Annotated in this window: 12 protein-coding genes; 2 read left to right on the top strand and 10 right to left on the bottom strand. The window is 39.2% G+C overall.

Going from position 1 to position 18,072, the window contains the following annotated elements; all coding sequences use genetic code 11:
* Positions 1-67: 67 nt before the first annotated feature.
* From BTN98_RS08915 to xthA, 9 genes are all read right to left on the bottom strand, one after another.
* Positions 68-574: a YfbU family protein gene (locus tag BTN98_RS08915; RefSeq protein WP_060997384.1), complete on the bottom strand. Its 507-nt coding sequence runs from the start codon at positions 572-574 to the stop codon at positions 68-70.
* A gap of 314 nt (positions 575-888) precedes the next feature.
* Positions 889-2,643, bottom strand: a complete 1,755-nt coding sequence (locus BTN98_RS08910) for a formate--tetrahydrofolate ligase (protein WP_060997383.1) — start codon at positions 2,641-2,643, stop codon at positions 889-891.
* 561 nt (positions 2,644-3,204) lie between these two features.
* Positions 3,205-3,945, bottom strand: coding sequence for a pyruvate formate lyase 1-activating protein (pflA, locus tag BTN98_RS08905; protein ID WP_060997382.1), 741 nt, complete (start codon positions 3,943-3,945; stop codon positions 3,205-3,207).
* A gap of 137 nt (positions 3,946-4,082) precedes the next feature.
* On the bottom strand, positions 4,083-5,297 hold the full coding sequence (locus tag BTN98_RS08900) for an EAL domain-containing response regulator (protein ID WP_060997381.1): 1,215 nt from the start codon (positions 5,295-5,297) through the stop codon (positions 4,083-4,085).
* 9 nt (positions 5,298-5,306) lie between these two features.
* Positions 5,307-9,239, bottom strand: a complete 3,933-nt coding sequence (locus BTN98_RS08895) for an ATP-binding protein (RefSeq protein ID WP_060997380.1) — start codon at positions 9,237-9,239, stop codon at positions 5,307-5,309.
* Positions 9,240-9,262: 23 nt separating this feature from the next.
* Entirely contained in the window at positions 9,263-10,864 is a 1,602-nt protein-coding gene (locus BTN98_RS08890) for a response regulator (RefSeq protein WP_060997379.1), read from the bottom strand.
* Between the two features lie 205 nt (positions 10,865-11,069).
* A complete protein-coding gene (gene pflB / locus BTN98_RS08885) occupies positions 11,070-13,343 on the bottom strand; it encodes a formate C-acetyltransferase (protein WP_060997378.1) in 2,274 nt (757 codons plus the stop codon).
* Between the two features lie 54 nt (positions 13,344-13,397).
* Positions 13,398-14,264 (bottom strand): formate transporter FocA, encoded by an 867-nt coding sequence (focA, locus tag BTN98_RS08880; protein ID WP_060997377.1) that lies wholly within the window; start codon positions 14,262-14,264, stop codon positions 13,398-13,400.
* Between the two features lie 530 nt (positions 14,265-14,794).
* Entirely contained in the window at positions 14,795-15,604 is an 810-nt protein-coding gene (xthA, locus tag BTN98_RS08875) for an exodeoxyribonuclease III (protein WP_060997376.1), read from the bottom strand.
* Between the two features lie 257 nt (positions 15,605-15,861).
* Here xthA and BTN98_RS08870 point away from each other — a divergent pair, with 257 nt between their 5' ends.
* Both BTN98_RS08870 and BTN98_RS20305 read left to right on the top strand, forming a co-directional pair.
* Positions 15,862-16,110, top strand: a complete 249-nt coding sequence (locus BTN98_RS08870; protein WP_060997375.1) for a GlsB/YeaQ/YmgE family stress response membrane protein — start codon at positions 15,862-15,864, stop codon at positions 16,108-16,110.
* Between the two features lie 37 nt (positions 16,111-16,147).
* Positions 16,148-16,303 carry a hypothetical protein gene (locus tag BTN98_RS20305; protein ID WP_156451830.1) on the top strand — a complete coding sequence of 52 codons (156 nt, stop codon included), beginning with the start codon at positions 16,148-16,150 and terminating at the stop codon, positions 16,301-16,303.
* On the opposite strand, the gene BTN98_RS08865 is transcribed toward BTN98_RS20305, so the two are convergent.
* On the bottom strand, positions 16,252-17,937 hold the full coding sequence (locus BTN98_RS08865) for a response regulator (RefSeq protein ID WP_065190132.1): 1,686 nt from the start codon (positions 17,935-17,937) through the stop codon (positions 16,252-16,254). The genes BTN98_RS20305 and BTN98_RS08865 overlap by 52 nt on opposite strands.
* Positions 17,938-18,072 lie beyond the last annotated feature (135 nt).

Below are 18,072 nucleotides of genomic sequence, written 5' to 3'. Positions count from 1 at the left end.
GGTGAGAATATATTTCAATCAATAAAACCGAGTATCTTGACTCGGTTTTATTGTGCGAATAATTAATTTAGGCAGTAATTATCTGTTGGATTTCGCTGCATGATAAATGGTAATGACGAGGACATGCACGCCAAATTTTTAGCATACGTAGATATTTTTCAAGCATCGGTACGTGGCTATTAAATTGGTGCTCATTTTTAGGGAACTGTGGGTATAAGCCTTCATCATTAGTTAAGAAGCGAACGTAGTTGACTAATTTAGCTTCAGTAATGATATCAAAACCCAAGAATTGTAGTCGACGTTGATCAATGTCTTTTGCACCATCACAACGGCAATCTTCTAAATTGAATGATTCTTGCAGCGCATGATACATCTCCATGATTTCAAGAACGTGTTTACATTCGTCTTCTGACACTTCGCCAAAATCTTTATCAAGTTCGCGCATTTGTAAGCAATAACCACGTTCAACAATCATTTGCAGGCGACGGTATTTATCGGCATTTTCTGGCGTCAGTTTTGCCATGATGTAGTATTGGTTTGATAGAATTAGACGTTGAGCGTTAGTCATATCCATTGCAGTAAGCCTCAAATTTTTTATAGATTACTACACTCACTCAGTTTTTATTAGTTACTGTGGTGAGAGCAAGAAATATTTATTATGAGCGTGAGATTAGCAGGTTGAGTGTAAAATAAAATGATCTGACACCACGAATAGGCTTTTTTTTTGTTAGTGAATGTTATTCATTTGATATAAAAGTAAATTTTTTATCTATTTGATTTTTATTGAAAACCCCTTTTTTTGTGGGTTTATTTGTTATGATGAATGATACTAAAACAGTATTGGCAGTACATATAACCTACCAATACTGGAGTGGTTAATGGGGATAATTAACTTAGGCCAATGATATTGCCATCAGCATCGAGATCAAGGCTCATGAATGCTGGTTTTTCAGGTAAACCAGGCATGGTCATAACATTACCGCACAAGGCATAGATAAAACCGGCACCTGCACACAATTTTAGCTCTCTAACAGGAACAGTGAAATCTGTAGGCGCGCCCTTGATATGCGGCTCTGTAGTAATAGATAGTGGTGTTTTTGCCATACAAACCGCGAGATCATTAAAACCTTGTGCCTTTAATTGGGCTAATTGTTGGGTTGCTAAAGGAGATAGCTCAATGTTTTTAGCACCGTAGCCAACTTCCGCCACTGCCATTAATTTCTCTTCAATCGTTTGATCTAACGTATAAAGAGGTTTGAAATTAGCCGGGGTTTTACAGGCATTAACAACCGCATGAGCAAGTTCAATTGCACCATCACCGCCTTTTGTAAATGCTTCACTTAAGGCAACATCGACATGAACATTGAAGGTTGAGTTTAAAATTAACTGTTTTAATTGCCCAAGTTCTTGATCGGTATCTTGTGGAAAACGGTTAATTGCAACTACCACCGGTACGCCATATTTGGCTGCATTATTGATATGCCAACGTAAGTTTTCAAACCCAGCTAGCAGTGCTTTAGCATCGGGTTCAAAAATGCTGTCAGGTAAAGGTTGCCCTGGACGTAAGTCATACAACCCTGAATTTGCTTTAAGGCCACGTAACGTTGCCACAACAACGGCACAGTCAGGCCCTCTTTGTGCTTGTTGGGCTTTGATATTGCAGGCTTTCTCAAACCCCATATCGGAACCAAAACCGCCTTCGGTTACGGTAAATTCACTTAATTTAAGCGCGATTTTATCGGCAATGATCGAAGAGTTACCATGCGCTATATTAGCAAATGGTCCTGAATGAATAAGGGTGGGTATGCCTTCTAAGGTTTGCATTAAGGTTGGTTCAATAGCCTCACACATAGTGACGGCCATCGCACCCGCAACCTGAAGATCTTCAGTGGTAACAGGCTCTCCATCGAGATTATAAGCAACGACAATTTTACCTATCCGTTGGCGCATGTCGGCTAAATCTGTCGCGAGCGCTAAAATAGCCATTAATTCAGAAGCAGCTGAAATATCAAACCCATCTTGACGCTCAAGGCCGTTAATGGTTTTACCCGGTTCATTTTGACCAATAGTGATCATTCGCAACGCGCGATCATTGTGGTCCATAACTCGTTTCCAAGTAATATTATTAATATCAATTCGAAGTGCAGGCAAGCCAGTATGAGCAGCAAAAGTCTCATAACCTAAGCGGTCTTCATGGTAGAGGCGAGCATCTAATGCGGCTGCAGCAAGGTTATGGGCAGCAGTAACAGCATGAATATCACCGGTTAGGTGTAAGTTGAGTTTTTCCATTGGTGCAACTTGGCTATAACCACCACCGGCAGCACCTCCTTTAACCCCAAAAACCGGCCCCATTGAAGGTTGGCGAATACAAGCAAAAACAGAGTGGTTAATTTTAGCTAACCCTTGTGCTAAGCCAATGGTTGTGACCGTTTTACCTTCACCTAATGGGGTTGGTGTAATCGCAGTTACGAGTACCAGTTTACCTTCAGGTTTATGCACTAAGCGTTTTAATATCGCTGGTTTAACTTTAGCTTTTAAACTGCCTTGAGGCGTAAGATCTTGTGCTTCAATGCCGGCATTTAAGGCGATACGATCAATAGGGGTAAGTAACGTTGCACGGCAAATTTCGATGTCGCTTTTCATGAGAGCTTATTTCCTCATAGGCAGAGATAGTAGTACGAAGATTGTTATTATTGGGTGCTATTGTAATTGCAGATGGCTACTTTTCATTAAAGCAAACGTTTGCTTTTGGTTTATACCATAATTTTATCATGGATAAATATCATTTTATGGTTTTTTGATAGATGCTATTGCTAATTAGTAATGAATAAGCAGTGAATGTTTTTATTTTGTTGTGATAATGGAATGTATTATTCCATTATTAGTTATTGGTTGTTTTTTGCTCCGCCTTTACAGTAGAGCCAATATAAAAAATGACCCTGATCAATTAGGGTGTAAATTTAGTAAAGGAAGTTATTATGCAAGAACAAGAACAAGAACCTGTAACGAAGTGGCAATACACCTTACCTATTTCATTATTTATTATGGTGGCGCTAATTTCTTTTCTTGTTGTTATTTTACCGATGTCCCGATAAATAAACGTTTTTTAAGTATTAAATAGAAAAGAGCGACTTATCTAGCACCTGTAGAGGTAAAGATAAGCCGCTCTTTTTGTATGTCACGTGATGGAATCACGGCATAAAATTAGTACATTACTTTTTTTCCATAGCTAGCAAGAATATTCTTGATCGTTTCCATGGTTTCTTTTTTCGGTGGCTGAACCCCTTTTAGTGGGTATTCATAGCCAAGTGCTTCCCATTTGTGCTCGCCAAGCTGATGGTAGGGCAGCAGCTCAATCTTCTCGATATTGTCCATATCTTTAATAAATTCGCCAAGCAAATGTGCTGAGCGTTCATCATCGGTATAACCAGGAACAACAACGTAGCGGATCCATGTTTTTTGACCGCGTTGATGTAGGTAACGTGCAAAATCAAGTACACGTTTATTGGCTACGCCAACCAGATCTTGGTGAATAGTGTCATCCATTTGTTTAAGATCAAGCATAACCAAGTCAGTGGCATCTAGCACTTCATCAACAACATCAGTATGTTTACGAATATAACCATTGGTATCAAGACAAGTATGAATACCATCAGCTTGCGCAGCACGGAAAAAATCACGGACAAATTCTGGTTGTAGCATAGCTTCACCACCAGAGGCGGTAACACCACCACCAGAAGCGTTCATAAAGTGACGGTAAGAACGCGCCTCATGCATTAATTCTTCGACGGCAGCTTCACGACCGTCATGAGTATCCCAAGTATCACGGTTGTGACAGTATTTGCAGCGCATTAAGCAACCTTGCAGGAATACAATAAACCGAATTCCTGGCCCATCGACGGTTCCGCAAGATTCGAAAGAGTGAATACGACCTGTTACTGACATTGTTTTATTTCTCCGCATACTGCGTTTTATTTATGTGTTATTTTATTACAAAACGATGTCTGAATATAGCGAAAACTCTGGGTTGTTAATTAACTAGACCGCGTTGTTATGATTAACATTGATAGTCGTTTTATTTGCTATGTTATCTCTTTAGAAAGTGAATCATTGACCAGTTGTTGGCTTCGTTGCTGCCACTGTGTATACCAAATTGGAATTAGACTAACAGGCAATGGCGGAGAAATAAAGTACCCTTGCGCTAATTCACAGCCCATATTTTGTAATTTTAGCCACAAGGTAATATCTTCTACGCCTTCTGCGATAGTGATTAAGTTAAGACGTTGCGCTAATACGAGACAGGTCTCAATAATCACTTTTGCAGTGTAGTTAGTGGGCATTGCTTGGACGAAACTGATATCTAATTTTAATGACTTAAACGGCAAAATATCAAGTTGTTTAAGTGATGAATAGCCAGTACCAAAATCATCAATGGAAAGATTAAAACCATGCATACCGAGTCGTGCAGCAGCTTCTAGTGCTTGTCCTGCGGATTCAAAAATATCGGATTCTGTTAGCTCAAAATACAGCCAATGATGCAGTTGTGGATGCTGGTGATGGAGGGTTAATACCGTATTAATAAAACTGCGTTCAACTAATGTATTGGCAGATATATTAACGGCAACTTTGCGGGCACTCAAAATGGCTTGATGACTAATAATATGATTAATAATCAGTAATGCTAGTTGAGTGTCTTTGCCTAGATTGGCTAAAAGTTTAATAAATTTTATAGCAGGTACAATGCCATGATCTGGATGAATAAAACGGATTAAGGCCTCACTCGCTATCCATTCTCCAGTTTTCATATTGACAATCGGTTGGTAATAAGGACTTAGGTAGCCGGCATGTAAAGCATCAAGAATGTCTTGTTCTTTAATCTCTTGCTGTAGTGGAAGTGGTGGGATAGTTGGTTGTAAATCAATTTTAGCCAGCGTCAGCAATTGCTTTAGTTGATCAAGAAGGGTCGGTTTAACTAATGTCCCTAATAGATTGAGGCCGTAGTTTTTACACATTTTATTTACGCTATCGAGCACTTCTGCATCTAATGCACTGGTGATAATAATCTTACCGTTAAATTGCTGCTCTGCGAGGTGGCCAAGAAAACTGATGCCATCCATTTGTGGCATATTGAGATCGCACAACAATAATTGTGGCTGATAATTTTGCATTATTGCTAAGGCATCGATGCCATTCGCTGCACAATGTATTTGGTCGTAATTAGGATCGATCAGATGAGCTAATTGGGTTGCAAGAACTTGACGTTGAAAGTCATGATCTTCAATCAATAATATGTTCATATTTCGATCCTAATTGCTATGAATTTGTAGGGATAATTGTTTAATTAATTGTTCAATATCAGCGTAATATAAGTGTAAGTCAGGCTTATTTATTTGAATCTTTTGAGAGCAAGACTCAAGCTTATCAGCAACCTGTGCTAATTGATGAAAAGCCATCATTCGTGCAGCCCCTTTGATGCGATGGCTGATCATAAATATATTATCATTATTTTGTTGTGTGATAGCGGTATTTAGTTGCTCTAAATCATCAATACAAGCTGTCAAATATTGTTGGAGCAATGTCTGACACACCTCTTTGTCCCCAAAAATCAGCTGTAGTTCATTAATATCAATTATCATCGCTGGTGGCGACTCAATATTTGTCTGAGGTAATTGTGGTAACACTTGAGCCTTATCTATTGTTGCAGATGGTTGTAGCCATCGATCCAACACTGTTTTTAGCTGCTGTTGTATTAATGGTTTTATTAAATAGTCGTTAAATCCCATTGCTCTAAAACGGTCGGTATTTGTTAGAGCATTAGCTGTAACAGCAATAATAGGTAATGGAGAGCTTGCTGTATGTTGCTCTTGTTCGCGAATTATTTTGGTTAGCTCATAGCCATCCATTTCTGGCATATGGCAGTCGGTTAATAAAAGACTGTAATTATTGTTGGCTAAGGCGACTAACGCTTGTTTACCATTATCAACAATATCAACGGCATAATTGAGCTGCTCTAATTGCTGTTTGAGTATTTGTTGGTTTATTGGATGATCTTCTGCCACCAACACATAACGATTTTCAGCGATAGCTTGCTCACGAGTAAGAGGAGCTTGGACAGTATATGCAAATTGACTATCGTTATTGTAAGGTTGAAAAGGTTGAGTTAATGCTCGGTACAGCTGGTTAGGCAGTAATGGACTCAACGAAATATTACGTGCATTGATATTTGAAGTGAGCATTACATCTGCTGAAGTAATGGTGATCCAATTTACCGATGGCAAGTTAATCGCAATCCAATTTAAATTAATATTATGCTCAATGACCCAAGATTGAGGAACAAATAGTGTATCAATGCATTGTATTGATACTGCGGCTGCCAGTTGTTCTTTAGTGGTCGCGGTTAATACCGTAATTGGACATTGCCAAGCCGTCAGGTAATTGATCAAAATCGAATCATTTACCATGGCTAATAGCCCACAATGTTTGTGTAGTGATTTAGTTTCAGTTGGCTGACAAACATCAAACCCAAGTGTAATCGTAAAGCTTGTGCCTTGATCTGGCTGACTTGCTACCGTGATAGTGCCATTCATAAGTTGGATCAATTGGTGACAGATTGAAAGCCCTAATCCTGTTCCGCCATAACGGCGAGCACTGTCTTGGTCTAGTTGCTCAAAAGGCTGAAATAATTTATTGATATCTTGCGCAGAAATACCAATGCCAGTGTCGGTAACTTTAAAACTAATGATCTGTTGGTTATCCTGTTGAGATAATAGATTTATCTCAAGTCTAATCGAGCCGTTAGAAGTAAACTTAATCGCATTATTGAGTAAGTTATTAAGTACTTGTTTTAAGCGCATACTATCAAAGCATAAACTTTGGGCGATATTAGGATCAATCCATAATTTAAAGTCTAGCCCTTTTTGTGCTGCATGAATGGCATGGGGCTGCACTAAAACTGTAGCAACTTTAATGAGTTGTTTTTCACGCAGATCGAGCTTGAGTTTTTTGGATTCAAGTTTTGAAAAATCTAAAACATCATTGACGATATTTAATAAATTTTCACTTGAGAGGGTGAGGTTTTGGTGAATTTGTTGTAATTCAGGTTGCTGTGCATAAGGCTTCATTAAATCCAATAAACAAATAATGCCGCTGATCGGGGTGCGAATCTCGTGACTCATCATCGCTAAAAAACGTGATTTAGCGGTGGTTGCTGCTTGTGATTTTTGTTGAGCTGCGGTTAATGCCAGTTGTTGGTGTTTTAATTGCGTGATATCAATCAAAATACTGTTCCATTGCCAACCTGTTGTTGCAGGCGTTATTTGACAACGCAGTTCAATCCAACATGAGTTATTACCTTCTTGAGTATTAAGCTGAAGTTCTGTACGCCAATAACCTTTCTTGACCGCATTGCGCATCGCAGTAAGTAAGCATTGATAATCATCGCGTAAAGCCATTCGCTGTTGCAGCAATTGGGGGAAAAAATAAAACTTACTTGCTGAGGTGCCGGTAAAATCAATAATTTTTTTACTCATAAACAGAATTTCAATATCCATAGGATCATCACTTTTTTGGTGATGCTGGATTAATACGCCATCAAAATTATTGGTTAAGTAAGTTAATTTATCTTCAACCGCTTTACGGTGTTTTATTTCATTGGTTAAACGACGATTCCAAATCGTAACTGCACCAATAATACAGCAGATCACTAGTCCAAAAATAATAATTATAATCAATAGTTTGTGATAGTCCCCGTCAGCTTTAAGCGTCACTGTATGCCATTTTTTTTGAATGTCATTTAAGGTGTCAGGCGGTAAAGAATCTAGCGCTTTATTAAAAATATCACGTAACAAATAATTGTTTTTGCTAAGGGCAAATGAGATCTTTCGATGGTGGTCATCAAGGTGGCTAGAGACAATTTTAAATTGGCCTAAAAAGTTTTTTTGTAATAACACCTGTGTTGTCGAAAGAGGTAAAGCAGCATAGTTAATTTTACCGTCAGCAAGCGCCTGAAGAATATCATTCTTGGTATTAAAATTATGGATTTGGGTGGTAGGATAGTGTTCTTGAACCAGTTGTGAGCCAAAATCAGAGGCAAGTACGCCGATAACATCATCCTTGCCAATACCCGCTAATTTTGTATGGTTAATGCGATCAATGATGACCCACTTATCATTACCATAAGGGGTGGTAAATGTAACTTCTTGTTGACGTTTATTAGTAACAGCTACCGCTGCGATGATATCAATATCGTTGCTTTCTAGTTTTTGCTTACCGTCTTGATAATCGATTATTGGTATAATCGTTGTCGAAAAATGAAGTTTATTGTTGATGTGTTTGAGAATGTCGTTAACTTGATTAAAGGTAATATCGTTATTATTCAGTATCTCTGACTTTGGAAATTGGTAACCAATACGAATATTTTTATGGTGTTGTAAGTAATTGGTTTCAGCAGCGGTTAAATGCAACTCATGGGGATCTCCCAACATTTGTTGTTGTTTGTTTGTCAGCCAATTATCATAAATTTCAGTAAGTTCTGATTCTGACAATTGAGAATAAGCTTGGTTTATCTTGTTGATAAGCGAACGATTATTTTTAGTTGCTGTGATATATAACCGCTCAAAAGGCAGTGTTGTTAAAGGTGAGAAATATAGCGAATGCTGTAAATCGCCATAAGTGTATAAGTTTTGTAACATAAGACCATTACCAATATAGACATCAGCTAAGCCTTTTTCGACAGCGTTCAGTGCCACTTTATTTGATGGCATAGAAAGAATTTGTTTCGCTAATTGCATATCAACTATTTTTTGTTCGATAGCAAAGCCCTCTTCAAGACTAACAATAATCTCGTTAAGGTCTGTGAGGCTTGTATGCAGGGGAGAACGACTGAGCATGGCATAAGAGGCACTTAAAATAGGAGTACTAAAAAGCATGTATTTTTGGCTCTCAAAGGTTGCTGCGACACCAATCAGTAAGTCAATTTCCTTGCGCTTAAAAGCCGACACCATCTCATTAAAGCTTGGGTAGCAAATACTTCGAACTTGATAGCCAGCTTTAGCTGCTATTGCATCCATTAACGACGGTAGTAAGCCAATAATCTTGTTATTTTTTTTAAAAGCTAACGGTGCCCAGTTAAATGAGGTATAGCCAACTGTGATAACTGGCTTTGCTACGATGTCATGAGCGGGCGCGGCATAAAGGCTAAAACTCAATATTAACGTTAGCAATAGTGTGAAAGTTCGCATCGATAAATACCTGAAATAACAAATCAATATAATGGCCGTTGTAGACTGCGGTATTGGGCTTTTAATTTTAAATACCATTCAGGTTTAAAGTCCTGCGATTCAAAAGTCCATCTGGCTTCTTTAATCCATTGCTGATGCTGTGGTTCATTGTCTACATACCCACGGGATGACAATTCAACTAAGCAGCGTGCTAATACTTCATCAAAACGATAATAAGGCCAGAGTTGTAATATCGCTTGTCCCGCTTCAACATAATATTTTTGTTTGACTAGCCTCAGTGCGTGGCGATATTGCTCATCTGTTCGATGATCTGATGTCGGTTGCATTGTTTCTAACCACATATTTTTTATGATTGAATGTGGTTCATTTTGACGTTGTAGCAGATTGCGCTGTAAACGCTGATAACAGTCAGTTTGATGACGTGTCATGGCTAAGCGTTTGCTAATACAAAGTGCAATCGCATCAAATTCAAAACTGTGGTTTTCTGGGTCTATATGGTGAATAGCATCCATTGCTGCGCTATAACTTTTATAGGCTCCAAGATTATTATCGTTATCTAAATACTGCCATGCTTGCAGCAAGTAAATAAAAGGCCGTTCATGTTTAGTGATGGTCTTCTGTTGGCTGATTGTGCGCCACAAGCGTTCAATAGGTAAGCTTTTTTTATCACTATGCTGCAATTGCAACCAGATAATAAACGCGTGATAACACGGTTTATCCCACACCGAATAGCGAAGATAAGAAATTGCTTCACGCAAATGTTGCTGCATCGCACTGTGGTTTTGAAAATGAGATTCTATCCATAACAAACCAAACAGGCGTTGTAGATTATTTTTGCTAACATTATGCGCTTGTAACCAAAAATCATAACCCTGAGTGATTTTATTTTGTAATAATGCAGCACTGGCACTGTATTCAAGCAGCATTAAATGGTTTGGGTATGCGTGGTGTAATTGGGTTAATAATGGATTAAGCGCCTTAAAATTTTGTTGCTGTATCCATAACTGGATTAATAACAGTTGTGCTGGCAAGCTTTGATATAGCCGTTGAATTAATGTCAATAAAGCTAAAATATCAGCGTGTAAATGCGGTTGCTTTTGATTAAGTAACCGTTTAGCAATTGCCGTCATCGTAGTGCAGTGAATTTCAAGCGGCGGTGTGTGTTGGCTACACATTGATTCAATACCACTTATGCCAACCTGTTGATAATGAGCAAAAGCTCGATTGTTTATTGCACGTAGTTCAAAACTGTATTCTAAACGTTGCTGTAAGCTACTTAAACGTAGTGGTTTAACCAAATAATCATCTGGTTGGTATTCAGAAAACCCCATTAATACCGCTGGAGAGTCATCAGCTGTAAGGATAAAAATGAGCGGAGAATGATTTAATAACTCATGGTGATGGAGGCGTTCAAGCAGTTGTAATCCAGTACTACCAAAACCAAGATTGAAATCAAGAAATAAAATATCAAAGCATTGCTGCTGACAATATTTGATCGCTTCAGCGGCATTAGATGCACAAAAAATATTGGCACTTTGAAATTGACCATTGACTAAAATAAGCTTGGTTGTTTGTTGGATGATACTACTATCGTCGACAATCAATACCGATTGAGTTCTTCGCATTAGAAAGTCGTATCCTGGCAATGTGGGTGCAAATAATTGCAATTGATGGGTGTTTTTTGCGCAGATTAACGATAAAGAATGATATGAACAACATAAAATATGTAACAGGCTATGTCATTGGGCATAAAATTGAGGCATAAAAAAACCGGCTATAATAAGCCGGTTTTTTATTAGGAAGTAAACTTCCTACACAGAAGACTCTATATTATAGAGAAGCTGTGAATGTACGAGCGATAACGTCAGCCTGCTGTTCAGCAGTTAGAGAGTTAAAACGCACAGCATAACCCGATACACGGATAGTTAGCTGTGGGTAGTTCTCTGGGTGCTTAACTGCGTCTTCTAGAGTTTCGCGGTTAAGAACGTTAACGTTTAGGTGTTGACCACCTTCGATGCCTGACTCATGGTGGAAGTAACCATCCATTAGGCCAGCTAGGTTAGTTTCTTGAGTATCAAGATCTTTACCTAGTGCGTTTGGAACGATAGAGAATGTGTATGAAATACCATCTTTAGCGTGTGCAAACGGTAGTTTACCTACAGAAGTAAGTGAAGCTACAGCGCCTTTTTCGTCACGACCGTGCATTGGGTTAGCACCTGGTGCGAAAGGAGCACCTGCACGACGACCGTCTGGCGTGTTACCAGTCTTCTTACCGTACACAACGTTAGATGTGATAGTTAGGATAGACTGAGTAGGGATCGCATCACGGTACATCTTGTGAGTACGGATCTTGTTCATGAAGCGCTCAACAAGGTCACATGCGATGTCATCAACGCGTGCGTCATTGTTACCGAACTTAGGATAGTCACCTTCGATTTCGAAATCGATAGCGATGCCATCTTCGTCACGGATAGGCTTAACAGTTGCGTATTTGATAGCTGATAGTGAGTCAGCAGCAACAGAAAGACCAGCGATACCACAAGCCATTGTACGCTTGATGTCACGATCGTGTAGAGCCATTAGCGATGCTTCGTAGCTGTACTTGTCGTGGCTCCAGTGAATAGCGTTTAGCGCAGAAACGTAAGTCGTTGCTAACCAATCCATGAAGTGATCTAGACGATCCATTGTATCTGTGTAGTCAAGAACTTCAGCAGTTACTTTGTCAGTCTTAGGACCTACTTGGATCTTAAGCTTCTCATCTACACCGCCGTTGATTGCGTAAAGCATAGTCTTAGCAAGGTTAGCACGAGCACCGAAGAACTGCATTTGCTTACCAACAACCATTGGAGATACACAACAAGCGATAGCGTAATCGTCAGAGTTCATGTCTGGACGCATTAGGTCATCGTTTTCGTACTGGATAGAAGAAGTATCGATAGATACCTTCGCACAGAACTTCTTGAAGCCTACAGGTAGTTTCTCAGACCAAAGAACAGTGATGTTTGGCTCTGGAGAAGGACCCATTGTGTATAGGCTGTTTAGGAAACGGAAGTTTGAACGAGTAACTAGTGTACGACCGTCAAGACCCATACCACCCATTGATTCTGTTGCCCAGATTGGGTCACCAGAGAACAACTCATCGTATTCAGGAGTACGTAGGAAACGAACCATACGTAGCTTCATTACGAAGTGGTCGATCATTTCTTGAGCTTGTGCTTCAGTGATCTTACCAGCGGCGATATCACGCTCGATGAAGATGTCTAGGAAAGTCGAAGTACGACCTAGAGACATTGCAGCACCGTTTTGTGATTTAACAGCAGCTAGGTAGCCGAAGTAAGTCCACTGTACAGCTTCTTGTGCAGTTGCAGCAGGTAGTGAAATATCACAACCGTACTTAGCAGCCATAGTCTTAATTTGACCAAGTGCACGGTGTTGCTCACAGATCTCTTCACGACGTTGCATAGTCATTTGAAGATCTTCGCCGTTCTCAAACATTTCTTCTAGAGATTTGAATTGAGCTAGCTTGTCAGCCATTAGCTTGTCGATACCGTAAAGAGCGATACGACGGTAGTCACCAATGATACGACCACGGCCGTATGCATCTGGAAGACCAGTTAGAACACCAGACTTACGACATTTGATGATAGAAGGAGTGTAGATATCGAAAACACCTTGGTTGTGTGTTTTACGAAGCTCTGAGTAAACCTTCTTGATAGTAGGATCTAGTTCACGACCGTATACTTTGCATGAGTTTTCGATCATGCGGATACCACCGTTAGGGATCAAACCACGCTTAAGAGGCGCGTCAGTTTGAAGACCTACGATAGTTTCAAGCTCTTGGTTGATGTAACCAGCGTCGTGTGCAGTGATAGTAGAAACAACGTCAGTATCAAAATCAACAGGTGCGTGAGTCGCGTTTTCCTGTTTGATGCCTACCATTACAGCTTCCCAAAGTTTAGCTGTAGCTGGAGTTGCTTCTGTTTCAAGGAAAGAGCCGTCACCCTCGTAAGGAGTGTAGTTCTTTTGGATAAAGTCACGAACGTTTACTTCGTTCTGCCAATCACCAGCTGTGAAGCCTTCCCATGCAGCAAATTGCTCTGCCATTGTATACCTACCTATACTATTCAGTAGAAAAAAATAAGTGTTATCGTGTCGAACTTAGTGGTGGCTATTGCCTTTAAGTTCTGGACGACGATGAATAACCCAATATGTCATACCAACCAACACACCACCACCTATGGTATTACCAATAGTAACGGGGATTAAGTTGTTTACAACAAAATTATGTACGGTTAAATCTGCAAACTGAGCGGGATTAACGCCAGTCATAGTCCAAAATTCTGGACTTGCAAAAGCGTGGATCACGATACCCATTGGAATCATAAACATATTTGCAATACAGTGCTCAAAGCCACTGGCAACAAACATCGCAACAGGTAACAACATAACCATTACTTTATCAGTGGCGCTACGGCATGAAAAAGTCATCCACGTGGCAAGACAAACCATTAGGTTACAAAGAATACCTAAAACAACAGCTTGTCCAAAACTATGATGAAGCTTATGTTGAGCGATTTTCATTGCATTAATACCCCATTGGCCATTAGCGCCAAGGTGTTGTTTTGCAAACCAAATACACACAACAAAGAATATTGCGCCGACAAAGTTACCGAAGTAAACAATGCCCCAGTTTTTCATTAACTGGCCTGTCGTAATGCGGCCGCTTGCGCGGGCAACTGTAGTTAAAACTGAAGAGGTAAAAAGCTCACCACCACAGATTACGACGAGGATTAAACCTAAACTAAATGCAAGACCACCAACAAACTTAGACATTCCCCAAGGCATATCACCAGCGCCAGTAGTTACTGTTGTGTAAAACACAAAAGCAATTGAAATAAACACACCTGCAGTTATCGCTAGAAAGAATGACTGTAGTGGGTGTTTTGTAGCTTTATAAACGCCGACTTCTTCGGCCTTATGTGCCATAGCTGGTGGCATCAGCGAGTCAAAAGGATTAGTTTCCATTTTCACAGGGGTGCTCTTTATGGTTTAAGTTTGGCTGTGAGAATAATAGCAAAGGTCGTGAATCATAAACTTGATCTGGATCATTGCGGTGAAAATTTATAACAAGATTAGACATATTATGACATTGCAAAATAATGTAATCTTTTGAATTTTAAAGGTATAATTTTTTTGATAAAACTAAAAAAAAATTTTAATGTAATTTTATTTCATAATATATTGATGTTAATTACAAAATTAAGCTTCATTCGAAATCAATGGGTTATCTTTCGCTGTGATCTTTTTTAATATTTTTATGCGACCAAAAGAAGATTGATTCAACTTTTTTTATATTTTTTTGGTGAATGTTTTATCTGATTTTATATTCTTTATTTCCATGCTATGTAAGTATCATTGGCGAATAATGGTGAATATATATGTAAATTCAATAAAAGCCGCTATAGATAATAGTCGGCTTTAGGGAGAAATATATTTAATATGGTTTCGATATCAATATCGATGTAAATAATAACTATTGTCGGCTAATAGTACTATTAGTTGCTAAAAGTAGACCAAATTGGCGCATGATCTGACGGCTTTTCAATGCCACGTAATGGGTAATCAATGCCAGACTCAATACAACGCTGAGCTAATGTTGGTGTGGCTAGAATCACGTCAATCCGTAGCCCTCGATTATCCACAAAACCTTTAGAGCGATAATCAAACCATGAGAATTGATCATCGACTGTTGGATGTAATTGACGGAATGTATCGATAAAGCCCCAATCAAGTAATGTTTTTAACCACTGGCGTTCAATCGGCTGGAACGAACACTTGCCTGTTTTGAGCCATCGCTTAGCGTTAACTGGGCCAATACCAATGTCTAAATCAGTCGGGCTAATATTGATATCACCCATGATAATTAGTTCATCTTCAACCTGATGGCTATTATTAAGGTAGTGCATTAGATCAGCATAGAATTTTTCTTTGGCTGGAAACTTGGTTTCATGGCTAACGTTATCGCCTTGCGGAAAGTAACCGTTCATTACCGTAATATTAGTGCCATTGGGCTGAGCAAAAGTCGCCATGATCATACGGCGTTGCGCGTCTTCATCATCAGTAGGAAAGCCTTTCTGTACACTGATTGGCTCTTGCTTACAAAGCATAGCTACGCCGTAATGCGCTTTTTGACCATGAAAATACACTTTGTATCCCATTGCTTCTACATCGGCGAGTGGAAAGGCTTCGTCATGAACTTTAATTTCTTGTAAACCGATAACATCAGGTTGGTGCTTATCGATAATAGCTTGAAGTTGATGTAAGCGAGCACGTAGCCCATTGATGTTAAAAGAAATAACTTTCATATTTAGTGTCCATAACGGTGAATAATTATTGGCTACAGATACTAGCACATCGACTATCACTTCAATATATGATCATAACAATTAACGATCACGTTAACTAAATAATCGCTTTATTTGGGCATGATGATTATTGCAGGTCTATGATAAATGTGCCGATGTCGTTTATGACAAGTTATTGTTTTTAAATAGACAGCGCACATATCTCCGTTCATGAGCGGGCATATATATTGAATTTATTATTAGAAGGAAGCAGTAATATGGGGATCATTTCTTGGATTATTTTAGGTCTTATTGCTGGTGCATTAGCAAAATGGTTAATGCCTGGTAATGATGGTGGTGGTTGGATAGCAACGTGTGGCTTAGGTATTGCTGGATCTTTAGCCGGAGGTTGGATTGGCTCTTTGATCGGGCTAGGTTCAGCAGGTGGGATTAATATTGGCAGTATCATTATAGCCACTGTTGGCGCGTTGATATTACTGTTTATCTATAATCGTTTTATTCGCTAATAACCGTATTACACCAAGATAGCTATAGGACATCATCATGTTTGATTTTATGAAGCGTTTGTTTGGCTCTGAGTCGGAACAAGAGCGAGCAACTCGACTCAGAAAAGAACAAGCTCAGCAACATCGAAATGAGAAATATGCTCAGGGTGCATCAGATAAGCCAGCTGATGATAATGATGACGGTGATAATTGATCGTAACGGATGATGTTCTGATCGTTATATTGATGTTGAAGCTGCTGAAACCATTCCAATAATGGCGATGGTAATGGCATCTTTTTCATTTGGTGTAGGCTACTTGTTATCTGCAAATGGTTAACCTGTTGCTGTGCAAGTAAGCTAGCAATACGGCCTAAATGAGCTTCTGTATTATAAAGATAATCACGTAAAATGGTTTGATATATACAGTAAGCTCGTTGTGGATCGAGCGTTATTGTGGCTTTTGCTGTGGCGAGTTGATCAACTAACAAACGTACATTTTCAACCAGAAATTTATTTTGCTGTAATTGTGCTATACGATAATGACTGTGCGGATCTAATACTGTTCGCGTCATTAATATCTGATATATCTCGCCAATTAGACGTGTTTCCCCAAAGTGAATTAATAACGGTAGTGCATCAACCATTATTACGGAAGGGGCTTGCGACATCTGTCCAAAATACCTTTTCAAGCCATGTAACAATCGCCGCTTGGTTGTTAATGGTTGCAGTGTGGCAGTAAACCTTGCCAAGGTAATATGCCGAAATGCTGTAAGACATTTCTTTTGGTTGGGAGTAAAGCGTCGATTTGCTTGTTGAAATAACTTTTTAAGTTGTTTGATTAATTTCCGTTGCCGCTGTGGCGATAATTGTTGGCTATGGAGCTGTTCAAAGTGTGCCGTGTATTGAGCCAGATATACGATCCAATCATCATCAATAATCGGTAAATGATTGGCCAACGTTTTACCGACCTTGATAAATAAGGATTGATCGTTGGTATTTACTGCCAGTTGGGCAACCAATAATGAACGGTGGCTAATAGTTGGAGTTAATAATAACGCCTTATAAGCAATCACTTTGGCATTATCATTTTGTTGCTGTTGTTGTAACAAGATTGCCAATTCATCATAGGCTTCAACAAATAACGGCACCTGCTTAATTAGCGTTTGTAATATACAAATAGCGGCAGGAGTATCACCCTGGTGATGAGTTAACTGTGCTTGGCGTAATATCAGTTTATGGTTTTGGCTGTGTTGACTAAATAAGGTTAATAATTGCTGTGCTTGTGACCACTGTTGTTGCTTGATTAATAAATCAATTAATAAAATCTCAATCTCTAGATTATGGCCTTGTTGTCGTAGTAACTGTCGACATAATGTAATAGCAGTCGGAATATGATTATTTTCTATGGCAGTATAAATAGGTCGACGCAGTAAACAGGCTTGATAAACCGCCACTACGCGCTGTTTCAGCATGCCGATATTTAACGGTTTACTCAGAAAGCTATCGGCATCCATTGTCATTGAGGTCACAATAACTTCCGGGGTACGATCGCCAGAGATAAACACCACCCCACAATGTGCACTAATACAATTACTTTTTCTCATTGCGACAAGAAGATCGCTGCCATTAACATCCGCTTCAAGATGAAAGTCGATTAGAATTAAATCGTAGTTGGTGGTACGACAGCATTGAAGGGCTGTATTGCTGCTGGTGGCGATATCAACAGTCGTCAGCTTAATGCTGTGTAAAATATTTTGGATCAGTAATGCAGAAGATAACTGATCGTCAATAATCAGTACCTTTACATGTTGCCAATCGATGTGGGTGTGAAGTGATGCTTGTGTCATAACGATCCATAAACAATATCAGCAATAGTATGCATTATTACACATATGTTACAGTTTGGTTTGATTTGTTGATCGTTTAACAGCAGTTTATTGTAGATATGAAAAAGCCAGCTGCAAAGCAACTGGCTAAATAAT

The sequence above is a fragment of the Photobacterium aquimaris genome (assembly GCF_002954455.1).
Classification (GTDB): domain Bacteria; phylum Pseudomonadota; class Gammaproteobacteria; order Enterobacterales; family Vibrionaceae; genus Photobacterium; species Photobacterium aquimaris.
This window is presented reverse-complemented; position numbering and strand designations above follow the sequence as displayed.

Excerpts from the sequence above, each read along its gene's own strand:
- BTN98_RS08915 (WP_060997384.1), bottom strand. The coding sequence starts at position 574 with ATGGATATGACTAACGCTCAACGTCTAATTCTATCAAACCAATACTAC.
- BTN98_RS08910 (WP_060997383.1), bottom strand. The coding sequence starts at position 2,643 with ATGAAAAGCGACATCGAAATTTGCCGTGCAACGTTACTTACCCCTATT.
- pflA (WP_060997382.1), bottom strand. The coding sequence starts at position 3,945 with ATGTCAGTAACAGGTCGTATTCACTCTTTCGAATCTTGCGGAACCGTC.
- BTN98_RS08900 (WP_060997381.1), bottom strand. The coding sequence starts at position 5,297 with ATGAACATATTATTGATTGAAGATCATGACTTTCAACGTCAAGTTCTT.
- BTN98_RS08895 (WP_060997380.1), bottom strand. The coding sequence starts at position 9,239 with ATGCGAACTTTCACACTATTGCTAACGTTAATATTGAGTTTTAGCCTT.
- BTN98_RS08890 (WP_060997379.1), bottom strand. The coding sequence starts at position 10,864 with ATGCGAAGAACTCAATCGGTATTGATTGTCGACGATAGTAGTATCATC.
- pflB (WP_060997378.1), bottom strand. The coding sequence starts at position 13,343 with ATGGCAGAGCAATTTGCTGCATGGGAAGGCTTCACAGCTGGTGATTGG.
- focA (WP_060997377.1), bottom strand. The coding sequence starts at position 14,264 with ATGGAAACTAATCCTTTTGACTCGCTGATGCCACCAGCTATGGCACAT.
- xthA (WP_060997376.1), bottom strand. The coding sequence starts at position 15,604 with ATGAAAGTTATTTCTTTTAACATCAATGGGCTACGTGCTCGCTTACAT.
- BTN98_RS08870 (WP_060997375.1), top strand. The coding sequence starts at position 15,862 with ATGGGGATCATTTCTTGGATTATTTTAGGTCTTATTGCTGGTGCATTA.
- BTN98_RS20305 (WP_156451830.1), top strand. The coding sequence starts at position 16,148 with ATGTTTGATTTTATGAAGCGTTTGTTTGGCTCTGAGTCGGAACAAGAG.
- BTN98_RS08865 (WP_065190132.1), bottom strand. The coding sequence starts at position 17,937 with ATGACACAAGCATCACTTCACACCCACATCGATTGGCAACATGTAAAG.